Annotated in this window: 22 protein-coding genes and 1 pseudogene; 21 read left to right on the top strand and 2 right to left on the bottom strand. The window is 36.7% G+C overall.

The features are described from left to right. Positions 1-44 precede the first annotated feature (44 nt). The 5 genes from ortA (at position 45) to Gferi_RS19600 (ending at position 5,394) form a co-directional block, all read left to right on the top strand. Positions 45-347, top strand: coding sequence for a 2-amino-4-oxopentanoate thiolase subunit OrtA (ortA, locus tag Gferi_RS19580; RefSeq protein WP_069979488.1), 303 nt, complete (start codon positions 45-47; stop codon positions 345-347). A gap of 10 nt (positions 348-357) precedes the next feature. Further along, positions 358-1,761 (top strand): 2-amino-4-oxopentanoate thiolase subunit OrtB, encoded by a 1,404-nt coding sequence (ortB, locus tag Gferi_RS19585; RefSeq protein ID WP_069979489.1) that lies wholly within the window; start codon positions 358-360, stop codon positions 1,759-1,761. Positions 1,762-1,986: 225 nt separating this feature from the next. After that, entirely contained in the window at positions 1,987-3,429 is a 1,443-nt protein-coding gene (locus tag Gferi_RS19590; protein ID WP_069979490.1) for a Na+/H+ antiporter NhaC family protein, read from the top strand. A gap of 370 nt (positions 3,430-3,799) precedes the next feature. Then, positions 3,800-4,435 (top strand): flavodoxin family protein, encoded by a 636-nt coding sequence (locus tag Gferi_RS19595; RefSeq protein WP_069979491.1) that lies wholly within the window; start codon positions 3,800-3,802, stop codon positions 4,433-4,435. Positions 4,436-4,677: 242 nt separating this feature from the next. Next, on the top strand, positions 4,678-5,394 hold the full coding sequence (locus Gferi_RS19600) for a CBS domain-containing protein (RefSeq protein ID WP_069979492.1): 717 nt from the start codon (positions 4,678-4,680) through the stop codon (positions 5,392-5,394). 288 nt (positions 5,395-5,682) lie between these two features. Here Gferi_RS19600 and Gferi_RS19610 read toward each other — a convergent pair whose 3' ends face one another. Continuing rightward, positions 5,683-6,072, bottom strand: coding sequence for a helix-turn-helix domain-containing protein (locus Gferi_RS19610; RefSeq protein WP_069979498.1), 390 nt, complete (start codon positions 6,070-6,072; stop codon positions 5,683-5,685). Between the two features lie 164 nt (positions 6,073-6,236). On the opposite strand from Gferi_RS19610, the gene Gferi_RS19615 reads away from it, so the two are divergent. The 3 genes from Gferi_RS19615 to Gferi_RS19630 all read left to right on the top strand — a co-directional run bounded on the left by Gferi_RS19615 (position 6,237) and on the right by Gferi_RS19630 (position 9,080). Beyond that, entirely contained in the window at positions 6,237-6,701 is a 465-nt protein-coding gene (locus Gferi_RS19615) for an XRE family transcriptional regulator (RefSeq protein ID WP_069979500.1), read from the top strand. Positions 6,702-7,342: 641 nt separating this feature from the next. After that, positions 7,343-8,254, top strand: a complete 912-nt coding sequence (locus Gferi_RS19620; protein ID WP_069979503.1) for a GGDEF domain-containing protein — start codon at positions 7,343-7,345, stop codon at positions 8,252-8,254. 286 nt (positions 8,255-8,540) lie between these two features. Next, positions 8,541-9,080, top strand: coding sequence for a peroxiredoxin (locus Gferi_RS19630; RefSeq protein ID WP_069979505.1), 540 nt, complete (start codon positions 8,541-8,543; stop codon positions 9,078-9,080). A 190-nt stretch (positions 9,081-9,270) separates the two neighbouring features. Here Gferi_RS19630 and Gferi_RS19635 read toward each other — a convergent pair whose 3' ends face one another. After that, the gene (locus Gferi_RS19635; protein WP_069979510.1) at positions 9,271-11,064 is read right to left on the bottom strand and encodes an NAD(P)/FAD-dependent oxidoreductase; all 1,794 of its coding nucleotides are present in this window, start codon (positions 11,062-11,064) and stop codon (positions 9,271-9,273) included. A gap of 568 nt (positions 11,065-11,632) precedes the next feature. Between Gferi_RS19635 and Gferi_RS28685 the strand changes: the two genes are divergently transcribed. From Gferi_RS28685 to Gferi_RS19700, 13 genes and pseudogenes are all read left to right on the top strand, one after another. After that, entirely contained in the window at positions 11,633-11,815 is a 183-nt protein-coding gene (locus Gferi_RS28685) for a hypothetical protein (RefSeq protein ID WP_083273869.1), read from the top strand. Between the two features lie 174 nt (positions 11,816-11,989). Then, positions 11,990-12,262 (top strand): annotated as a pseudogene (locus tag Gferi_RS19645) (TfoX/Sxy family DNA transformation protein). Further along, positions 12,246-12,878 (top strand): GyrI-like domain-containing protein, encoded by a 633-nt coding sequence (locus tag Gferi_RS19650; protein ID WP_069979512.1) that lies wholly within the window; start codon positions 12,246-12,248, stop codon positions 12,876-12,878. Before Gferi_RS19645 ends, Gferi_RS19650 begins: the two are co-directional and overlap by 17 nt. 478 nt (positions 12,879-13,356) lie before the next feature. Continuing rightward, complete coding sequence (locus tag Gferi_RS19655; RefSeq protein WP_069979513.1) at positions 13,357-14,199, top strand: metallophosphoesterase; 843 nt, start codon at positions 13,357-13,359, stop codon at positions 14,197-14,199. Between the two features lie 96 nt (positions 14,200-14,295). After that, complete coding sequence (locus Gferi_RS19660; RefSeq protein WP_069979515.1) at positions 14,296-14,658, top strand: ArsR/SmtB family transcription factor; 363 nt, start codon at positions 14,296-14,298, stop codon at positions 14,656-14,658. Between the two features lie 23 nt (positions 14,659-14,681). Beyond that, positions 14,682-15,050: a NifB/NifX family molybdenum-iron cluster-binding protein gene (locus tag Gferi_RS19665; protein ID WP_069979517.1), complete on the top strand. Its 369-nt coding sequence runs from the start codon at positions 14,682-14,684 to the stop codon at positions 15,048-15,050. A 110-nt stretch (positions 15,051-15,160) separates the two neighbouring features. Then, positions 15,161-15,646, top strand: a complete 486-nt coding sequence (locus tag Gferi_RS19670) for a permease (RefSeq protein ID WP_069979519.1) — start codon at positions 15,161-15,163, stop codon at positions 15,644-15,646. Continuing rightward, positions 15,643-16,173, top strand: coding sequence for a permease (locus Gferi_RS19675; protein ID WP_069979521.1), 531 nt, complete (start codon positions 15,643-15,645; stop codon positions 16,171-16,173). Before Gferi_RS19670 ends, Gferi_RS19675 begins: the two co-directional genes overlap by 4 nt. Before the next feature lie 40 nt (positions 16,174-16,213). Next, complete coding sequence (locus Gferi_RS19680) at positions 16,214-17,065, top strand: GNAT family N-acetyltransferase (RefSeq protein ID WP_069979523.1); 852 nt, start codon at positions 16,214-16,216, stop codon at positions 17,063-17,065. 86 nt (positions 17,066-17,151) lie between these two features. Beyond that, positions 17,152-17,535 carry an MmcQ/YjbR family DNA-binding protein gene (locus tag Gferi_RS19685; protein WP_069979525.1) on the top strand — a complete coding sequence of 128 codons (384 nt, stop codon included), beginning with the start codon at positions 17,152-17,154 and terminating at the stop codon, positions 17,533-17,535. A gap of 261 nt (positions 17,536-17,796) precedes the next feature. After that, positions 17,797-17,991, top strand: coding sequence for a hypothetical protein (locus Gferi_RS19690; protein ID WP_069979528.1), 195 nt, complete (start codon positions 17,797-17,799; stop codon positions 17,989-17,991). Between the two features lie 324 nt (positions 17,992-18,315). Further along, a complete protein-coding gene (locus tag Gferi_RS19695; protein WP_069979530.1) occupies positions 18,316-19,107 on the top strand; it encodes a ParA family protein in 792 nt (263 codons plus the stop codon). A gap of 375 nt (positions 19,108-19,482) precedes the next feature. Next, complete coding sequence (locus tag Gferi_RS19700; protein ID WP_069979532.1) at positions 19,483-20,892, top strand: PTS mannitol transporter subunit IICB; 1,410 nt, start codon at positions 19,483-19,485, stop codon at positions 20,890-20,892. The last annotated feature ends 29 nt before the right edge of the window (positions 20,893-20,921 follow it).

Here is a 20,921-nt window from a genome sequence, read left to right on the forward strand (position 1 = left end):
CTTAATTTATTTTGAGTAAATATTTCTATAAAGGAGGAATTGAAATGGAGAAGGCAGTGAAAGGTTCTTGGGTTGAAATTGAAAACCAAGTACTGTCCGTGGATGAAAGAGCTCCACAAGTACCTGAGGATACAAAAGAGACGCCCCTCATGATGTGGACGAGAGGGTTTTTGATTGAAGAATCAGCAGCCATAGGAGAAGATGTATCCGTCTATACGCTTTCAGGTAGAAGCGTACGGGGAAAACTGGTTGAAATCAATCCAAGATTTGAACATGACTTTGGAAATCCGGTTCTTGAATTGTTAGAAACGGGTGTGTCTTTAAGAGAAGATCTAGAAAATCTATAGGAGGTGCAAAATGAGAGATTTATCATATAAAGGGGTAATAGCAAGAAAGAATGAAATAATGAAAGATGCTGTGGGTATCGATTACAGTGTTTTTGAATATGGAAAAATTGCATTTGATTATGAAAAAATGATGAACAATGCAGCATATTCTATTGAAGAAATGCAAAAAATTCAAAGAGAAACGAAGGTAGGCAATACACCGCTATATGAACTAAAAAATATCACGAAACTGGTCAGAAAATACTCAGAGCCTGGAAAAGGTGCAAGGATTTTTGTAAAGGATGAAGCAGCAAATGCTTCGGGATCATTTAAAGCAAGAAGAGCGGCAATTTCTGTTTATCATGCCCGAAAAAATGGATACAAAGGTGTGATTGCTGCAACCAGCGGCAATTATGGTGCTGCTGTTGCATCCCAAGCTGCCCAGAGAGGACTAAAATCCATAATCATTCAGGAAGTATACGATTCAAGCAAAAAGGGGCAACCGGAAATTATCGAAAAAGCCCGTAAGTGTGAAGCTTTTGGGGCCGAAGTAGTACAGCTCACGGTTGGACCAGAATTATTTTACACTTTTTTAAAAGTGATCGAGGAAACAGGTTTTTTTAATGCTTCTTTATATACACCATTTGGAATTGCCGGGGTAGAAACTTTGGGTTATGAAATTGCAAATCAGATGATGGAAATGGAAGGAAGATATCCGGATACGGTTGTTGCAACCCATGCCGGCGGCGGCAATCTTACAGGAACTGCCAGAGGGTTAATTAAGGCGGGAGCAGTAGACTGTGAAATTGTAGGTGCGTCGGTCGATTTGCATGGTCTCCATATGGCATCAGACAAGGATTTTAATAGAAAATCTTTTACAACAGGGCATACCGGATTTGGAATCCCTTTTGCAGCGAAACCAGATCGTGCAGACGTGCCGAGAAATGCAGCCAGAGTATTGCGATATATGGATCGATATGTTACAGTAACTCAGGGTGAAGTGTTCTTTATAACAGAGATGATGGCCAAGCTCGAAGGTCTTGAAAGAGGCCCTGCAGGCAATACTTCCTTAGCTGCAGCTATTGCGCTGGCAAAAGAAATGGATCAAGATAAGATCATTGTTGTTCAGGAAACTGAATATACAGGGGCTGGAAAGCACCCAATGCCCCAATTAACCTTTGCAAGAAATAATGGCATAAAAATATATAGGGGAAATCCTGAGGAGAATATTCCGGGGGAGACAATCGTGATTCCTACTTCTTTGGCGCAAGTGTCTGCAAAGGATGTGGACTTAATTAAACTGAAAACAACCTATTTGAAAAATATTGCGGATGATTATAAGTTAGAGGATCTTGAACCTGAAGATATTAAGTTCCTATCTGAAGATATAAAATTATCTGAAGAAAAAGTTGTTGGACTCTATAAAAAACTATAAAATACGATTCATTTGAATTGCTATGAAATAAATTTCCATATGGAAAAAAATTTCATAGCAATTTTTTTCTTAGATAACGAAATCCGTGAGGCGTTTTATAAAAAAGTTATCGGAATAGAGATGATTTAGCGCTTTTTTTATTAAAAAAAATTGGCATAACATTTGCGATATAAGTGTATGACGAAAGTCAATAGGAATGATCTATAGATTAAAAGGAGGGTAAACATGAACAATGAAATTAGGAAGCTTGAGTTTTATGGTGGAGAATGGATGTCCTTTATTCCATTCATAGTATTTCTAGTATTAATCGTCATGACAACTTTTGTGGCAGGCTCTATTTCAGATGGGGCATTGTGGATTCCTGCATTTATGGCTCTTATTGTTGCATTTTTCTTTGCAAAGGACAAAAAATATTATAGTGAAATCATTATTAACGGTATGGCAAGCAAAGAAGCAATTATTCCTGTAGTTTGTTGGATCTTTGCTGGTGTTTTCTCACGAATTCTCAGGGAGTCAGGTCTTGCTGGCGGTATTGCAGGCATGGCTGCATCATTAGGAATTAGCGGCACATTTTTCGTAATTGTTTCTTTTATCGCATCCGCTATATTTGCAACAGCATCTGGTACAGGATTTGGTACGATTGCAGCCGGTATGGGCGTTTTATACCCTGCTGGTGTTGTTCTCGGTGCGCACCCAGCCCTATTGGCCGGAGCAATTGTATCTGGTGGAGCATTTGGAGACAATTTAGCACCTGTTTCTGATACAACAATTTGTTCTGCTACTTCTCAGGGAATTGATGTTCCAGGTGTTGTAAAATCCAGGCTAAAGTATGCACTTACGGCAGCCGTCATTACCATAGTGGGTATTTTAGCGTTTGGCATGATGTATAGGGGGGACTCTGGCGCGGTGGGAACTATAGAGTATAACGCCGCAGCATTAATCATGCTGGTTCCTGTAGCGATTACCATATGGGTTGCAATTAAAACAGGAGATATTATTATAGCAACGACCATAGGTACTGTATTAGCGGGGCTAACAGCAGTTTTTGCCGGACTGATTGATTTTATCCAAATCGACCCAGGACAAGAAGTTACAAAGAGAGCTCTGTTTAGAGTATTTGGAGAAGGTCTTGACAGAACTGTTGATGGCGTAATCTATACCGGTATTAATAGTATGATTCAAGTTGTTATATTGGCAATTTTATTGTTTGGTTCTATCGCTGTTATGAGAGCAGGGCAAGGGGATATTAAGCTGCTCGAAGCTATTGGAAAAATAGCACAGGGACCGAAAGGGGCAGAGTTTTCAATCTCAGGTATGACAATAATACTTTCTGCACTAATGGGCTTAAACGCACCAGCAATATTAGCAGTAGGTGCTTCCTTTGCAAAACCGCTTTCTAGAAAACATGGCATCAGTCCATACAGAACAGCAAACCTATTAGATGCTACTTCTTGTACATTAGTTTACTCACTGCCTTGGACACCTGCAATCATTTACACGATCGGATTTACCAGAGACGGTATCCATCCACTTACTGCGATGGAAGTAACCCCATTTGTATTCTATGCGTTTGCTATGTTGGCAGTTATGTTCGCAAGCATAATATTGGGTATTGGAAGAAATGATAATATGGATGCTAAGGATATAGGAAAGGAACAAACCGTATAAGGAATTAAGTTTCATGCTGGCTTAAAAGGGCTGAGAACTTCAGCAAAATAATTCGCTGGGTAGAATTATGGCTGATAGAATTGTGAAATGAACCCCATTAAGTAGATGTTGTCAAGCAGACAATTATAGAATCTATTTAGTGGGGTGATTTTTATGTTGAATAGGGTATTTTTATAGATCTGAAAAATATTTTTGAGACCGTTTTTCTAGAATATCCAATGCCGGACTTATCTTACTGAATCGTGCATACTTGTTTTATGTTTTAATTGGATATATACTTTGAAATGGAAGCGGGTACTGGAAAGTGAGGATAGCTGTCATTAGCGAAGACTCATAATAGAATAATGTTAGCCAAGAGGAGATGAAAAAAATGAAAGTAGTAGCTTTTAACGGAAGTCCGAACAAAGAAGGGAATACGTATCATGCCATAAAAATAATGGCTGATGAGCTGGAAAAAGAAGGCATAGAAACTGAAATTATTCATGTTGGAAATAAGGCAATTAGAGGATGTATGGCATGCAATCAATGTGTTAAAAACAAAAACGAAAAATGTGTTCTTCCAGGTGATGAAGTTAATGAGTGGATTCAAAAAATGAAAGAGGCAGAGGGTATCATTCTAGGATCCCCTGTACATTATTCATCAATGGGAGCAACGATGAAAGCATTTTTGGATAGAGCTTTTTATGTTACCAGTGTCAATAATGGTATGTTAAGGCACAAAGTGGGTACAGCTGTTGTTGCTGTAAGACGTTCTGGTGGAGTTGCAGCTTTTGATCAACTAAACAACTATATTAATTACTCAGAAATGTTGATGCCAACTTCGAATTATTGGAATGTTATTCATGGTACTAGACCTGGAGAAGCATTGCAGGATCAAGAAGGCGTGCAAATCATGAGAATATTGGCAAAGAATATGGTATGGCTTTTAAAATTGGTTGAAAATGGAAAAGGTGCTGTTAAGGAACCGGAAAGAGAAAATAAAGTATATACGAATTTTATTCGCTAAATTTACTACAAATAAACAAAAAGAATTAAAGGGATGATTCCCTTTGATTCTTTTTGTTTATTTGAAAAACTGCAGGTAGTGTGATAAGATGAACCATACCATAGACAACGGTGTCTTTGGTTATACTAACATATCTATATCTTTCTACTGTATTGGATGTTAAGATATAATTAAAAAGAAGAAGCGTGGTTGCTGTCAAGTAAAAAATAAATTGCCTTAGTTATAACAAAGGAGAAACTTAAATGAATAGAGTAGATGTGTTCATTCGGATATATAATGATTTAGATAAAGAAATTAGGAAGGTACTGAAATTAGATAGTAACATATCCCATGTGAAAGCTTTAGATATATTGGCTAAGAAAAATGATTTAATAACTAGGAATTTAGATGTTCTAAAACAATATGCCAGATTAAGAAATTGTATCGTACATGATACGGTTTCTGAAATAAAAGGGCCGATAGCAGTGCCGTTACCTGAGGTGATTGAACGATACAACAGTATTCTTAACAGATTTAAGAATCCTTTAACAGTATATGATATATGTACCCATCGGTCAAAGATGCTGGTGGCATCTCCAGACAGTCTGGCAATAGATATCATGCAAGCAATGGAGAACTTGCTTATATCTAGAGTACCTATTCTAGAAGATGAGCATGTTGTGGGCGTATTTAATGGGAATGTACTCATACGTTACTTTGCTAGCGCAAAGAAATGTTTGATATCCAATAATACAGTGATGAATGAGTTAATTGACTTTACGAACTTAGATAGTCATAGAAAAGAGCAATTTGATTTTATAGATAAGACAGTGAATATATATGATGTAGAAAGATATTTCAAGAAAAGAAATAAAAATAATCATAAACTAGTGGCATTATTTATAACTTCAGATGGAACGAAACAGGGAAAACTGCTGGGTCTGTTAACAGAATGGGATTTATTTAATAAAATGGATTGATTATATAATTGAATTATTCCAGTAAATTAGCAGAAAAGAATATTATGCTCATTGCCGGAAGCAGAGACGACGTAGGTCCACCTGAGTTACATTATCATCCTCTAATAGATGCTTTACACTCAAACCATGCGGATAAATTAGAATACCATTTATTGGATTCAGATCATGGTTTTCAGTATAAGCGAATTTTATTAACAGAGCTAATAGAGAAATGGTTAGAAAAACAAATTCAAGCAGATATGTAATGATCCTATTCTCATAAGAGAATTGGCAAGCCTTTGTTATGTTCTATTTCTGGGGGTCTTTTTTCCTTAAATATCCATTTGCATCATACTTCTGCTTGATAAATTCGATATACTCATCTATTTGTTGAATTGCTTCCACCGGTAAAGTATGCTTTTCCAAAATGTAATAAGATTTGGTTTCACAGCTGAGTTCACTTTCTGCAGGTTCCTCTTTAGCATACGGATTTTTTATCTCTGATCTTCCAAGGAGGTAATCAACTGTAACATTGAAAAAATCAGCCAGTTTTTCAAGCATAATAGAATCTGGTGCTCTTTTTCCAAGTTCATATTGAGAAATTGTAGATTTTGCAAGATTGAATTTTTTACCTAATTCTGACTGACTTAGGTCAAGTGATTTTCTAAGATCACGAAGTCTATTTTGAAAATTAGCCATGAAAGCACCTCCTTATGGATATTATAATACACAATTTGTGAACTTAAATAATATTCATAAAAAGTAGTCGAAATGACTAAAAAACATTGACTAGTACTCGGAATGTGGTATTATATAAGCGTAGAGTTTGCATTATGACTACTAAGTAAATGGAGGTGATGGGTTTGCATGAGAAATTAAAGAACTTAAGGTTAAAGAAGGGGATTACCCAAGAAGAAATGGCTATAAAGCTTGGATATAAATACGCCAGCGGTTATAATCAACTTGAAAACGGCAAAAGAAAAATCAATATAGAAATTGCCAGAAAAATATCTTTAATATTGGAAGAGCCTGTAGAGGTAATTTTCTTTGATAACAAAGCAGCCGATCAGCCTATTGTATTACTGAATGATGTAAAAAACAATGATACAAATAAACTTATTGATAGCGTACAAATAAAGAACAATGAAAAATATTATGAGATGGTAGTACTGAAAGAAGTCATAGAAGAAACAAGAGGCGAATTAAATGATTTGGTTGCAGTAAAACAGAACCATCTAAGTGAGGATGTATTGAGCTTGAGCAGAAAACTAGATAACCTGATTTACAGGTACATGACTTTGCAAACAAACTTAAAATCTAAAGCTTAAATAAATTATTGGTTTTTGACGGAAGCAGGGAATTTTCAGAGAGATGAGTATTATAAAAATTAGAGGAAAAAAGACATTTATTTAACTATTGTGATAGTAGATATGGTAAAATGTTTTAGAGGGGTGCGTTGTCTATAGAAAATAGAAATTTTTGAGATGCTGTTTAAGCTGTATGGAAAAATACAACCAGGTTCTTAAGCAATGGAGGAAAAATATAATAGAAAAAACAACTAAGTAAAGAGACTAAAAAATATATGGCATCCTGCTGGGGATGCTTTTGAATATTTTACTATAGAAAGAAAAAGCATATATAAAATATTGTCGAAATATGTAGAAAATTAAAGAATGGTTATTGAAGGTGTAGTTTATCATACATAGAATATTATAACAAGTTGTTTTATGGAATTGATAAATACGAATGAAGTATATCAAAATGTTGACTTCCTGCATGGGTCTGAGTTAAATATATTTTATCTTTTTTTCGTAAATCCTTATTTAAAGCATATTTTGCTTAATAAATACTATATGGGCATCAAACTATCTGCAGAAAATGGACGGTGAATGGTCTGCTGGAAGTTAGCTTTTTAATTATATTCTTAGGAAGAGATGAAAAGTATCAAGTTTAAAAAGGAGGTGTTTGCGTGATTGAAAATACATATGAGCTGAAACCGGGATATATACTCATTGATGAAAATGAAAATGTTCTGTATACAAATAGTAATTACAAATATGATATCAACCACTTACTAAAGACGATAAAAGTTTTTGAAAGAATAAGAACAGGAAATTTCGGCGTAGAAATGTGCGATAATTTTAAAGTTTCTATTGAGCCAATACATATAGAAAATCAGAAATTATATGTAGTAGAATTTATGGATGCTGCACATACGGACAGTCTTTCACGTATTGCATATAAAGATCTTATGAGTGGATTATATAATCGCAATATGTGGGAGGACATGCTGGAGAATAGGTTCGAAGAATTCTGCCATCAATTTAATACTTTAGTAATCATCGATATTGATAATCTAAAAGAAGTAAATGATACCGCGGGACATGCTGTAGGCGATAGGATGATTAAAATCGTAGCGGATTCGATCAAAGAATCTATTCGATCGAAAGACTTTGCTTGTCGTTATGGAGGAGATGAATTTATTATCTTACTGAACGATTTGAAAAATAATAATGTAAATAAATTTGTCAATAGAATTAGAAGAAAGATTAGCAAGAACTGTAAAGAAGACGAAATTCATGTTAGTATTGGTGTAGCTACCTTTAAGAATCTATCAGATCTACAGGCAGCATTTCAGAAAGCTGATCACAATCTATATGAAGAAAAGAAAGGCAAAAAAAAGCAAGTCGTCAATGAAGAATATTATAAACTATTAGAGTCCAGGGAGACGATAGAAGATGAGGGAGCTCAGGCAGAAGACTTAGCTGCTATGAAGCCCAGTCTACTGTATCAAGATATCTTAGATTTAAGCAAAAAATTAGATAGTGTACTTTACAGGCAAATGGCTTTTAAAACGAATCTGAAGCCTAATTATGAATGAGCTTCCTGCATTCATTAACGGTCGCTGATTGGCAGGGAATCAAACGGCAGGTGATAAAATTGGAAATGACTGATGATGCATCCTAACACAGGGTGCTTTTATTTTTTAGTTTTATGGGCTAAGAAATATACACTAATTGCTAACTGGGAATTTGTATTTTATTTCGGCAAAAGGAAAAATAAATATCTAATGATAAAAATTATTAATAAAATATGTTTAAAAATTAGTTGCGGGGATATATATAGACTGGCTATAAAATTTATTGAAATATAGGAGGGTCTGATAAATGGCAGAGAGAATGGTAGGTTTAAAAGCACCGCACTTTGAAATGAAGACAGTAGACGGAGAAGGGCAAGCTTTTAGTAAAGTATCTTTGGATGATTATAAAGGGAAATGGCTGGTAATGTTTTTTTATCCTCTGGATTTTACTTTTGTTTGCCCAACTGAGATTAAGGGAATCAATAGTCAAATTGACGCGTTTAAGAAATTAAATGCCGAGGTACTTGGCGTTAGTACCGATAGTGAACATTCGCATAAAGCATGGATCAATGCAGCCCATGACCAAGGGGGTTTAGGAAAACTGGAATTTCCATTAGCATCTGACATGACTCAAAAGGTTGCAAAGGACTATGGTGTCTTGATTGAGGAAGAAGGAATTGCCTTAAGAGGTCTGTTTATTATTGATCCCGAAGGAATTTTGAGATATTCTGTAGTACATGATCTAAATGTTGGAAGAAGTGTTGATGAAACCTTAAGAGTACTTCAGGCATTAAAAGCTGGCGGGTTATGTCCTATTGACTGGAAACCTGGAGATGACTTGCTGTAAAATACATAAATACTGATTAAAGCCCGTAAGACATTGATAGATCATTGATATAAGAAAACTCCTTTCTGGGACGTATTAAATGATACAAAACAGAGAGGAGTTTTCATATGACTGTTAAAAAAACATCAGATTAAGTAATTTTTACAAAAGAATTAAGGATTGTTTGCAAGCATTTAATCTTTGTTTTTACCTACTTTAAATTTATCTTTATATCTCTGTTGCGAATAAAGTATCTCCATTGCCGCATAAACCATGGGATCAGGTAGTGATCAACACCAAAGGAACGGCCTGCACCCCCCAGACAGGCGATCGAAGTCACAAGATACCAGTAATCATAAAGACCGGTGGAAAATATAAAATTAATGTTCATGCCGATAGAAATCAATGCTGCGATAAAGGTGAAGGTGCCGGTCAAAAATGCAATCCCTAATCCAATTTCTGTTATGACAATCAATGTTTGAAAAAGAAGTGCATTGGATGCTATGATATTTTCAAGAATCCAAGCATACCATAAAGGTGTGTATTTACCGATTAAATTCAAACCTTGCTTTACGGCTTCATTGGCAGTATCTGCTGGTGGACTTGGGTTTGCTATGGCATCGGGGAGTGTTGGTCCAATTCGTTCTGCATAAATAACAGCCTTGGACAACCAACCCTCTCTAAGTTTATTCATTCCTTGGATCAACCACATATATCCAAGGTACATACGCATGATGACCAAAAAAAATGTAAAACTTCGCTGTATGAAATGTTCTTTTAAAAAGTGGTCGTCTTCCCGTTTGTGCAGGAATTGATGACTCAGATACCGAATGACTTGCTCAAATCCAGCAACTTCGAATTGATAATGAATATTTACCATATGCTTAATAAACACTGCTATGATCCCTGAAGATTTAAAACCCATTACATCTGCAACTGCATAGCTTCTACCTATGGAAACCATGACACCGTGGAGTTTGGGCTTACAGCTTTCCAAAGGCTGCTCCTTTATCAGCCTAACAATATTCAGCGCAGCAGCGTCTCCCGTCTGCATTGCAGATTCAACTAATGCAGGAAGTACCCTTCCATCTTCATCTACAAAGTGTGCATTATCGCCTATAAAAAATATATTTTTGTATTGCATTGACTGTGTGAACTGATTTACTTCTATTCTTCCTCTGTTTGTTACAGGCAGGCCCAGTCTGGTAATAAAGTCATTTCCCTTAATGCCGCCGGTCCAAATTAATGTGCGGGTATCAATGATCGTGCCATCTTTTATTTGAAGATAATCCGATGCAACGCTTTTAATTGGTGAATCCGTTAAAATTTCTACACCATGCTTTGTCAAATAACTTACAGCTTTGGTAATTAGTCTGTGGTCTAATATCGCTAAAATCTGAGGCATGGCTTCTATAACCATAAGTCTGACTTCTTTTCTTGAAATAGCATATTCCTTGCAAAGTATCCTTATCCACTGCATCAGTTCACCCATCATTTCAATTCCCGTAAAACCACCGCCGCCAATTATAAAGGTGAGATAGGCACTTCTTTTTTTCGGGTCCTTTTCGTCGGCAGCTGCTTGAAACATATCTATCACATGCTTGTGAATGCGCTTTGCATCTTCTAAAGACCAAAGCGTATATGCATGTTCCTGCATTCCGTCAATATTAAAGTAAGCAGGCTCACTGCCGCAACCTATGATTAAATAATTATAAGTATAGTGCCCACGTTCTGATATGAGCTTTTGATTCTCAAAATCTATAGAAGTGATTGTATCCTGAATCACTTTTACCTGGGTATATTTAAAAATGTCCTTTAAATAAATCTTTACACTTTCTTCATCTACCCTATTTCCTGCTACTTCATGGAGTTCTGTCAAAAGCGTATGTCTATTATGTTTATCAATAATCCTAATGCATACATCTTCATTTTTTAATCTTTTATGCAGCGTTAAGGCGGCCCTTATTCCAGCATACCCGGCTCCCAGTACAACGATCTCTGTCATCTGTTTCACTCCTTTGTTTTATTGCAATAATACTTTGGATGAGTGTTGTTAAAGTGTTGAATGATATGCTTGCTTATTATATATTGTTTATGTTGTTGTGTGCTCCTATACCAATATGTGAGGTATATCTATAAAAACAATAAAAAGGCACATGTGTAACAGTACATAAAGTTTCTCTATTCTCTGATTTTCTGGGAATTAGGGATATTGCAAGATTGTGTGCTGAACAGAAAGTAAGCGTTTTTATTGATAAATTCGGTTGCTAAGCAACTTATGATAGCGTAAAATAGGGGGTATAGAAACAGGAAAAAAATTCCTTTGCCAGCGTAGAAAAAAGTAGTAAGTATCAGATGAGGCTGTTTATCATAAATTAAAAATAGATTTTGCACATATATCAGGAAGGCAGAAAAGCGTGCTTTAAGGGTGAGGTGATATTTGGTTGAATGCAGGAACATGGATAGCAATATATATGCCATTATTTATTCTATTATTTATTATTTTGCCACAGCAAAGGATATTAACGAAATCAATAATTCTAAAGATCAAAAAAAAGAAGGGTGGGATCACTATGACGAACGAGGTTCTAAAGAAATATATCGGAAAGAATTGCAATATCTCCACAGGTACATTTGGTGTCAATATAATAGGAAGAATCATTGATGTAAATGAAAACTGGATAGAAGTTGAAACGAAAAAGGGCAATGAACTTATTAATGCTGAATTTGTTCAGCATATAAAGGTAAAAGAATAGATAATCATTCCAAACGAAAATAGATTTTACTATGGAAAATATAAAGCTGACATACTGTTGTCATGTTTTTTTTGTTAATATATGCTTAATGAACCAACTTCCTTCTTTATACAGTGGTGAGATGATAATGTCATGTACTGCATTAGGAGAATCGTTAAGGAGGGTGCAAAGAAAATGAGAGAATTGGAAAAGTCACCAAATATCGGCAAGGTGTCTGCTGAAAAGTTGGAGCATGTGGGCATAACCAACATTGAAGAGCTAAGAGAAGCGGGGAGCAGAGAAGCCTTTATGCGCTTAAAGTTTGTTGATCCTACTACTTGAATCCATACCCTTTATGCTCTGGAAGGAGCTGTTCAAAATATGCGAGTACATTATTTAGACAGTAGAACAAAGACAGAATTGAAGGAATTTTACAAGGAGGTGTCTAAGGATGGAAAGAAAGGTTGATTATAAAAAAACATATAAGGAGTTTTATCTTCCACCGCAAAAGCCTGTGATGACTAATATACCGGAGATGAAATTCTTTATGATTGACGGTAAAGGTGATCCCAATGGGGAAGCATTTGGAGAAGTAGTGCAGGCATTATATTCCCTTGCCTATGGAGTGAAGATGATGCCGAAAAGTGGTGTGACGCCCGGGGGTTATTATGAATATACAGTTTTTCCTCTGGAAGGAGTTTGGAATATGGACAGCGGTGCGAAAGATTTTAGTTTATTGGATAAGGACAAATTTATCTATACGGTGATGATACGACAGCCGGAATTTGTAACCGACCAGCTTGCTATTGAGATGATCGAGAAGACAAAAAAGAAGAAACCAAATCCGGTACTGGACAATGTCTGCTTCGGCAGCATAGAAGAAGCTCTGTGTGTACAAATGATGCACGTAGGCAGTTATGATGAAGAACCTGTGAGCTTCGCCAAAATGGAGGAATTTTGTATTGAAAATGGTTACAAGCGTATTGGACATGCCCACCGGGAGATCTATCTCTCTGACCCTAGAAAAACTGAGGTCAGCAAATTAAAAACCGTACTTAGATTTAGGGTGGAGAAAATAAAATAATTAACGGCAACTGACGGAAGACAATTGCCTATGAATCACTTAAAAAAGAATTCCAAATGCAGGGGGTGCACTTGGAATTCAATATTAGGGGGGTAAATGTTATCTATGATTTCTTAGAAGATATAGCTTGTTTACTTGAATTCGATTTTTTTTGCAGATAGAGGTGTGATTGTAGATAACTGTTTAACTTAGTCATTGTTAAGATATTTGTGCTACCAAGTTTCATAAAATCACCTTCTCAAGAAACGATTATGATTATCAATTGATCTTTCTTATTATTTATATACCATGCTTTTAATTTTTTAAACACACAATTATATAAATAACACTAAGTATATTGCAGTCAGTCACAAAGTAGCGGAGTCAGGGGGACATCTCGAGCGTCACCGAAGCATAGCGAAGGTCCGGAGGGAAGACGATGGAACTGTCCCCCTGGCGAAGCGGATGTAGAAAAAATTTGTAGATAATGGGGATAGGAATGAAAAAGAAAATAAAAATTTTAGTACTGTTAATAGCTGCTCTGGCAGGTTTCCTATATTTACAGAATAACTGGATTGGGGTATCTAAGTGGGAGCTGACTTTTGATAAACTGCCAGAGAACTTTGATGGCTTTAAAGTAATCCATCTTTCTGATTTGCATAGCAAATTCTTTGGTAAAAATCAGCAACAACTGGTAACCATCATAAAAAAATCAGAGCCGGACATCATCGTAATCACTGGTGACTTGGTAGATCGTAAACATTATGATGAACAAGCAGCTTTATCATTAGTACATCAAGCTGTGAAAATTGCACCGGTTTATTTTGTGATGGGAAATCATGAATGGTGGTCTGGTCGTTTTGTCAATTTGGAAAAGCAATTAGTAGAAGCCGGTGTCCATGTATTGCGTAATAACTGGCAAACCATTGAAAGAGACGGACAAAAAATATTTGTATGCGGCATTGATGATCCGGCTGCAGCAGGGAGTCAGTATGATGAGAATGGATTTATAGAAGAAAAGTTACAGGAAACATTGACAAAAATCTCAAAAGATAGCTTCCGGCTGCTTCTATCCCATAGGCCAGAAAAGATGCCGCTTTATACACAGTATGAAGTAGATTTAGTTTTAAGCGGCCATGCCCATGGCGGACAGTTTAGAATTCCTTTTGTAGGTGGGATAGTAGCACCAGATCAGGGATTTTTCCCACAGTATACATCAGGGGTATATCGGGATAGAGATACAACCATGGTTGTCAGTAGAGGTCTTGGCAACAGCATTATTCCACAGAGAATTTTCAATAGACCGGAAGTGATTGATATTGTTCTGAATTGGGGGGATTGAGGAGATGATTTGGAAATGTTGATTTTATCCTTGACAAATCTAATTAAGAGGATTATGATTTAATTAAGTTAATGCTTAATTAAAAAGAGGTGAAGGATGGATCAGATCGTACAGATATTAAAAGCGCTGGGTGATGAAACAAGGCTGAAAATATTAATTATTCTTTCAAGAAAAAGAATTTGTGCAAAAGGAATTGCCAAACATTTGAATATCTCAGAAGCAGCAGTATCACAACATATAAAAGTTCTCAAAGATGCAGGTATCATTACAGGAGCAAAGGTAGGCTACTATGTTCATTACGACTTACAGAAAGCAACACTAAGAGAAATCGTAAAACTCGTAGAGGAAATAAATAGCATCCATACTATAAGCTGCTGCAAATTAGGTGTTCATATACCCCAGGAGTGTGTAGTGTCCTGTAAAGCTCAGAAAAATAAATGTTGTCAAAAAAATAAGTGATCAAAAAAGAAAGGAGAATAGATATGAAAATATGTGTACCGATTCAGGAGGACAAAGGCTTAGACAGTATTGCCTACAGCCACTTTGGATCAGCTCCATTTTTTCTGATTTATGATTTAGAAAAGGAAGAAACGAAAGTCATTGAAAATAAGGATCTGCATCATGCACATGGGATGTGCCAGCCGCTTAAAGCTCTTGGGGGGGAAACTGTGGAAGCTGTTTTGGTTGGCGGTATTGGTGCAGGGGCGTTAATGAAACTAAGCAATCAAGGCGTAAGGGCCTATAGGGTTACAGGTGAAACTGTACTGCAAAATATTGAACGGTTAAAGCGGAATGAACTAGCAGAGTTTTCGATTCACAACAGTTGCAGCCAGCATGATTGTGGGCACTAGAAAATTGATTTGGACAGGAGGCTGATGACAAAAACTAAAAAAGACACCTGCCACAAGGCAGATGTTTTTTTTAGAATCTCAATGATAAACCTGATTATGGGGGTGGATTCATGAACGGCTATGTGATGTATATGGTGACGATTTCACTTTTAGTGCTTTCACATTTTAAAGATAGAAAAAAGACAAAATTGGCTCTGATAAAGGCTTGGAAGTCTTTTGAAAATATTTTGCCGCAACTTCTAGGCGTGTTGATTCTTGTAGGTATGCTCTTAGCAGCATTTGATGCAGAATTAATATCCCGGATCATAGGCAGTCAGTCGGGGTGGATGGGTGTGACTTTCTCTACTATCGTTGGAGCAATTACGTTGATTCCGGGATTTGTAGCATTTCCTACAGCTGCACTGCTGTTGAACAACGGAGCCGGATATATGCAGATCGGTGCTTTTGTGTCTGCATTGATGATGGTAGGGGTTATAACAGCGCCTGTTGAGATCAAGTATTTTGGTAAACGGCTTACAATCATGAGAAATGTGTTAGCATTTTTCTTTTCTTTTGTTGTGGCGTACGTTATTGGAAAGGTTGTTGGTGGGATATGACGTTAATAAAAAAATATAGATTTTTTCTTATTACGGTTATAGGTATGCTTGTAATATTATTGATCAATAGAGAAATAGGAATGAGAGCCATTCATATAACGGGGTTTAGTTTAAAAGAAATGCTTTTAGTCATACCGCCGGTTTTTGTGTTGCTTGGGCTGTTAGACGTATGGGTTCCGAAAGAAACGATGATTCGGTATATGGGAGAGGAATCGGGGCTAAAGGGAATCCTATTAGCAATCTTGCTAGGATCAGCAGCAGCAGGTCCTCTCTATGGCGCTTTTCCTGTTGCAGCAGTATTTATGAAAAAAGGAGTTAAATTCAGCAATGTTTTAATTTTTATAGGGGCATGGTCTACGACTAAGATACCGATGTTGTTGTTTGAGATTTCAGCTTTGGGGGTAAAATTTGCCCTGACAAGGTTATTTGTAGATATACCTGGGATTATATTGATTGCGTATATTTTATGTGCGCTTGTGGATAAAACGGAAGTGGAAAGAATCTACAAGGAAGCTGAATCACTGTAATAATAGGCTCACAAAAAAGAAAAATTTTAAGGGGTGCGGAATGATTACTTATAAGCAGTGTACGGAGGTACACATAGATGCAATTTATGAAGCTTTTCAGCAGGGGTTTTCTGACTATATTATCGATATAGCTATGCCTAAGGAAGCCTTCGTGAAGCGTTTCTTCGGGCCAGAGGGAAACCATTTGAAGTATTCCTATATCGCATTGGACGGACAGCAGCCTATCGGGCTGATTTTAGGAGGAATAAAAGAATACGAGGGGGTTAAAACCTTGCGTTGCGGAACGCTGTGTATCCATCCCGGGTATAGAGGGCAGGGGGTCAGTCAGAATCTTTTTGAACGACATAAGAAGACTGGAATAGCAAATAGATGCAAACAATTGTTTTTAGAAGTAATCATAGGTAATGACCGCGCAATAGGATTTTATAAAGGTTTAGGCTATGACAAAATTTATGAATTATCTTATTATTATCATGAAGCGCCACTAGCTATAGATAAAAAGGGACAGTTAGGATATGAAATTGAGCTGATTCGTATGGATGAGGTTAAAGCGCTGCAAAACAGATTGCAGGATATTCATATCAATTGGCAGAATGATTTTGATTATATAGAAAAACTTGAAAACAAAGTCAATCATGGGATATTTAAAGAATCGGTGCTAATTGGTGCTATAAGCATGCTCCCTAGCGGCAAGATTCATTTTATATGGGTAGACCCTAGATTTCGGCATCAGGGAATTGGAAGGAACCTTATCGGTTATGGCGTAAAAGAATTAAAGCCTGAAAAGTTGCACATCAGTTTTCCAAACAATAGTAATCTGCAGGGCTTTGTAAAACACACAGGATTTATCAAAGACAGCATTTCACAACAGGAGATGTATCTAGTCCTATAAGAGAGCAAAATTTGCTTGAAACAAGTAATTCTATAAAAAAGATCGGAAAAATCGTTCGCTGATAATCTAGATAAGGGGGAATTTCTATGAAATACGGATGGATTGACGAATACTGTCTCTCAAAAAAAGCGGCAGAGAAGGATTTTAAGGTAGAATGGGATGCGACAAGATACCTGATTGGCGGAAAAATGTTTGCTATGCTGGGGGGAGACAAAGAAAAAAATGCAATCATTACCCTAAAATGTGAACCATCCTTTGGTCAGTATTTAAGGGAGCAGTATGCCCATATTACCGCCGGATATTACATGAATAAAGAACACTGGAATTCAGCGTATCTGGATGGAGATGTGCCTGATGCGGTTTTACAGCAGATGATCGATATGTCCTATGAATTGGTATTAGGTTCTCTAAGTAAAAAAAAGCAAAAAGAAATTATTGAAGGCAATATATTGGTTGAGTCAAAGGGATGATTCCTTTGACTCGTTTTCTTTTCTTTGATAAACTATCTTTATAAATTCTGGGTGTATAAGCAAGGGTATAACATCCTGATATAGGGTGTTTTTTTATTACTTATTACATAACATAAATAAAAAAGGAGGAATAAAATGAAAATATTGATTTCAGAAGCAGCAAAAATGGAATTAGAACAAGAACTAAAGCAATATGATATGACCAATAAGGGGTTAAGATTGTTTATTACAGGCTATGGATGAGCAGGCCCATCTTTTGGTATGGCTCTGGATGAGCCAAAAGAAGAAGACTATGTAGAAGATTTTGGAAGCTTCAGTACGATTATTGCCAGGGATGTATTAGAAGGACTGCCACAGGTTAGCATAGATTTCGTAAATAACGCCCGTGGAAAGGGCTTCACGATTTCTACAGGCGCTGGAGGATGCGGAGACAGCTGTGGAGACAGCTGCATGTAGGTTGCTTTTTTATAAAAAGTACACCAAATATGAATAAGTTATTCATATTATTTTAATACAGAACATAAAAGTTAGAGAAGTATTCTAAAAAGGATGCGCTCTAACTTTTTTTGTTGTAGAAACCATAGGAAGTTATTCGACAATTTGTGCGATTTTTCGTTCAATTAAAAGGAAAATCGATATTTAAGGCGAATGATAATAGTATGTTTTCATGGTGAATAAAAATTTGAAAAGCAGTTTTTTCAAACAGTTATAGGGAATTTTCACATAGGGATGCGAAATTATTCAGGATATAAGAAACGAGGATAAAGGAGGAATGAAGACATGAAGCGACTTGGTATTTACAATAATAAAGGCGGTGTAGGGAAAAGCACACTGACATCCAATTTAGGTGCGGGATTGGCAATCAAATTAGGCTACAAGACATTGATTATAGACTTAGATTCTCAGAGAGATACTTCAAAGTTTTTAGGTTTGCAGGATACAACGAAAGCCATTAACGATATTTTTGAGCAAGAAGATGCGAGACGGAAAGGACGGGTCGTTGCAAATGAAATTAAGGTGGAAAACTGTATTGTAAAAAACATAAGGGAAAATCTTGATATCCTTACAAACCGGGGACTAAAGATTATTGATAGCTTTATCAAAGATACCAAGCGATTTGACTTAGTGTTCGGAAGACTCCTTGTTGATTTAGAGAAAATGGAATATGATTGTATACTCATAGACTGCGGGCCATCTCAAACCAGTGTCAATGACGCAATTCTTTCCTATGTAGACCATATTATTTTACCGATCCAAACGGAAATGGCCAGTGTAGATGCAGTAGAAAATGTATATGAATATCTAGATCTTCTTGATTTACCTAGTTCTAAGGTTAAGTTTGTCGTTCCCAACATGTTTGATGGCAGACTGGTTAATGCAAAACGAAATCTAGAGCGTATCCGCGAATATTTCAAGGACAACCAAGGGATTACCATTACAGATCCCATTCAACGGAGGGTGAAGATTACAGAAGCAGGAGCCCTTGGAAAGAGCGTTTTTGAATATGATATAGATGCATCTAATCAAATCTTAAAAACTCTGGAGAGTGTAGTGACTTATCTGGAGCAATAAGAGATAATGCATTTCTATGAAAATACGAAATTACAATGTCGTAAGGATCGAAGCCCTCGTCGTTCCGGGTATAAAGTAGGGTTCTCAATCACATAGATATATTTTGGCAGGTATCTTACTAAGATACCTGTTTTTTGATGTGCAATAAATTGAAGTATGCAAGAGACGAAATATTCATGTAAATATTTTTCAGGTAGGAGGATGGAGCCGGGATAAAATAGGACTCCATAATATTGTCACTTTTCTATAGTGACACAACTACATATCTTTTTATTGTAGGCCTTGAAATATCTACATATAATGAAATCAATACTTAAGTATTTTTATAAATGACATGTCATGATCAAAAATGAATGAAACTGAGGGAGGGATATTATGTCAACAGCCACAGCTTATTCAGAAAAGGACATGAAAGGATCTATTCAAAAATTTGGACGCTTTTTAAGCGGAATGGTAATGCCGAATATCGGAGCTTTTATTGCATGGGGATTGATTACTGCGCTATTTATACCGACGGGTTGGACACCCAATGAAAATTTATCTAAATTAGTTGGACCTATGATCTTGTACTTATTGCCATTGTTAATCGGTTATACCGGCGGGAAAATTGTTGCAGGAACAAGAGGGGGTATGTTAGGTGCAGTAGCGACCATGGGTGTTGTTGTAGGTGTAGATATTCCTATGTTTATTGGCGCTATGATTATGGGCCCCTTAGGCGGTTACTGTATAAAGAAGTTTGATCAATGGGCAGAAGGAAAAGTGCCGGCAGGATTTGAAATGCTGGTGAATAATTTCTCGGCAGGGATTATTGGTGCGATCATCACAATAGTAGCTTATTTAGGCATTGGTCCCATCGTATTAGGATTGAACAATATCTTAAAGACTGGCGTAGAAGGGATTGTAAATGCAGGTATGCTGCCGCTGACTTCTTTGTTTATTGAACCGGGAAAGATATTATTCCTAAACAATGCGATGAATCATGGTGTTCTAGGACCTCTGGGAATCCAGCAGGCAAATGAGATGGGAAAATCAATATTCTTCTTACTTGAAACAAATCCGGGACCAGGATTAGGCATCCTGTTAGCTTATTGGGTCTTCTCAAAAGGGACGGTCAAGCAATCAGCGCCGGGTGCTGTCATCATACATTTCCTGGGTGGTATTCATGAAATCTATTTTCCATATGTGTTGATGAACCCGGTTCTTCTCTTAGCCGTCATTGCCGGTGGTGCCAGTGGCGTATTCACATTTAGCCTGCTAGGCGGGGGTTTAGTCGCTACACCTTCACCGGGAAGTATTTTTGCATTATTAGCTATGACGCCAAGGGGGGGATTTATTGCTGTAATTCTAGGTGTTGCAGTATCTGCTGCGGTGAGTTTCTTGGTGGGTGCTTTCTTTATTAAAAGAACTGCTGACGAAACAAGTGGGGTTGAATTTGCGGCGGCCAAAGAAAAAACTAAGACGTTAAAAGGGAAGAAAGAAGTAAATGCAGAAATAAACAAAATACAAAATACGAAGATTCAAAAAATTATTTTTGCTTGTGATGCTGGAATGGGTTCTAGTGCTATGGGTGCTACTACTTTAAGAAGTAAGCTAAAGAAAGCAGGATTAGACATCCAGGTAGTAAATAAAGCAATTGACGACATACCAGAGGATGCACAATTTGTGATTACACATGAAAGCCTAACTTCTAGAGCAAAAGAGAAAGCACCCCATGCAGAGCATATGTCTATACAGAATTTTGTTGAGGGCAAGCAATATGATGACCTTATTCGGCAGCTGAAATAATTTTCAAAAAATTATTTTGAAAGGCAGCT

Source organism: Geosporobacter ferrireducens (assembly GCF_001750685.1).
GTDB lineage: Bacteria > Bacillota > Clostridia > Peptostreptococcales > Thermotaleaceae > Geosporobacter > Geosporobacter ferrireducens.

What these genes read in the sequence shown, in the direction of transcription:
- Gferi_RS19685 (WP_069979525.1), top strand. Translation starts at nt 17,152, where the DNA reads ATGAAATACGGATGGATTGACGAATACTGTCTCTCAAAAAAAGCGGCA.
- Gferi_RS19670 (WP_069979519.1), top strand. Translation starts at nt 15,161, where the DNA reads ATGAACGGCTATGTGATGTATATGGTGACGATTTCACTTTTAGTGCTT.
- Gferi_RS19655 (WP_069979513.1), top strand. Translation starts at nt 13,357, where the DNA reads ATGAAAAAGAAAATAAAAATTTTAGTACTGTTAATAGCTGCTCTGGCA.
- Gferi_RS19695 (WP_069979530.1), top strand. Translation starts at nt 18,316, where the DNA reads ATGAAGCGACTTGGTATTTACAATAATAAAGGCGGTGTAGGGAAAAGC.
- Gferi_RS19600 (WP_069979492.1), top strand. Translation starts at nt 4,678, where the DNA reads ATGAATAGAGTAGATGTGTTCATTCGGATATATAATGATTTAGATAAA.
- Gferi_RS19700 (WP_069979532.1), top strand. Translation starts at nt 19,483, where the DNA reads ATGTCAACAGCCACAGCTTATTCAGAAAAGGACATGAAAGGATCTATT.
- ortB (WP_069979489.1), top strand. Translation starts at nt 358, where the DNA reads ATGAGAGATTTATCATATAAAGGGGTAATAGCAAGAAAGAATGAAATA.
- Gferi_RS19595 (WP_069979491.1), top strand. Translation starts at nt 3,800, where the DNA reads ATGAAAGTAGTAGCTTTTAACGGAAGTCCGAACAAAGAAGGGAATACG.
- Gferi_RS19650 (WP_069979512.1), top strand. Translation starts at nt 12,246, where the DNA reads ATGGAAAGAAAGGTTGATTATAAAAAAACATATAAGGAGTTTTATCTT.
- Gferi_RS28685 (WP_083273869.1), top strand. Translation starts at nt 11,633, where the DNA reads ATGACGAACGAGGTTCTAAAGAAATATATCGGAAAGAATTGCAATATC.
- Gferi_RS19590 (WP_069979490.1), top strand. Translation starts at nt 1,987, where the DNA reads ATGAACAATGAAATTAGGAAGCTTGAGTTTTATGGTGGAGAATGGATG.
- Gferi_RS19610 (WP_069979498.1), bottom strand. Translation starts at nt 6,072, where the DNA reads ATGGCTAATTTTCAAAATAGACTTCGTGATCTTAGAAAATCACTTGAC.
- Gferi_RS19680 (WP_069979523.1), top strand. Translation starts at nt 16,214, where the DNA reads ATGATTACTTATAAGCAGTGTACGGAGGTACACATAGATGCAATTTAT.
- Gferi_RS19630 (WP_069979505.1), top strand. Translation starts at nt 8,541, where the DNA reads ATGGCAGAGAGAATGGTAGGTTTAAAAGCACCGCACTTTGAAATGAAG.
- Gferi_RS19690 (WP_069979528.1), top strand. Translation starts at nt 17,797, where the DNA reads ATGGCTCTGGATGAGCCAAAAGAAGAAGACTATGTAGAAGATTTTGGA.
- Gferi_RS19635 (WP_069979510.1), bottom strand. Translation starts at nt 11,064, where the DNA reads ATGACAGAGATCGTTGTACTGGGAGCCGGGTATGCTGGAATAAGGGCC.
- Gferi_RS19660 (WP_069979515.1), top strand. Translation starts at nt 14,296, where the DNA reads ATGGATCAGATCGTACAGATATTAAAAGCGCTGGGTGATGAAACAAGG.
- ortA (WP_069979488.1), top strand. Translation starts at nt 45, where the DNA reads ATGGAGAAGGCAGTGAAAGGTTCTTGGGTTGAAATTGAAAACCAAGTA.
- Gferi_RS19665 (WP_069979517.1), top strand. Translation starts at nt 14,682, where the DNA reads ATGAAAATATGTGTACCGATTCAGGAGGACAAAGGCTTAGACAGTATT.
- Gferi_RS19675 (WP_069979521.1), top strand. Translation starts at nt 15,643, where the DNA reads ATGACGTTAATAAAAAAATATAGATTTTTTCTTATTACGGTTATAGGT.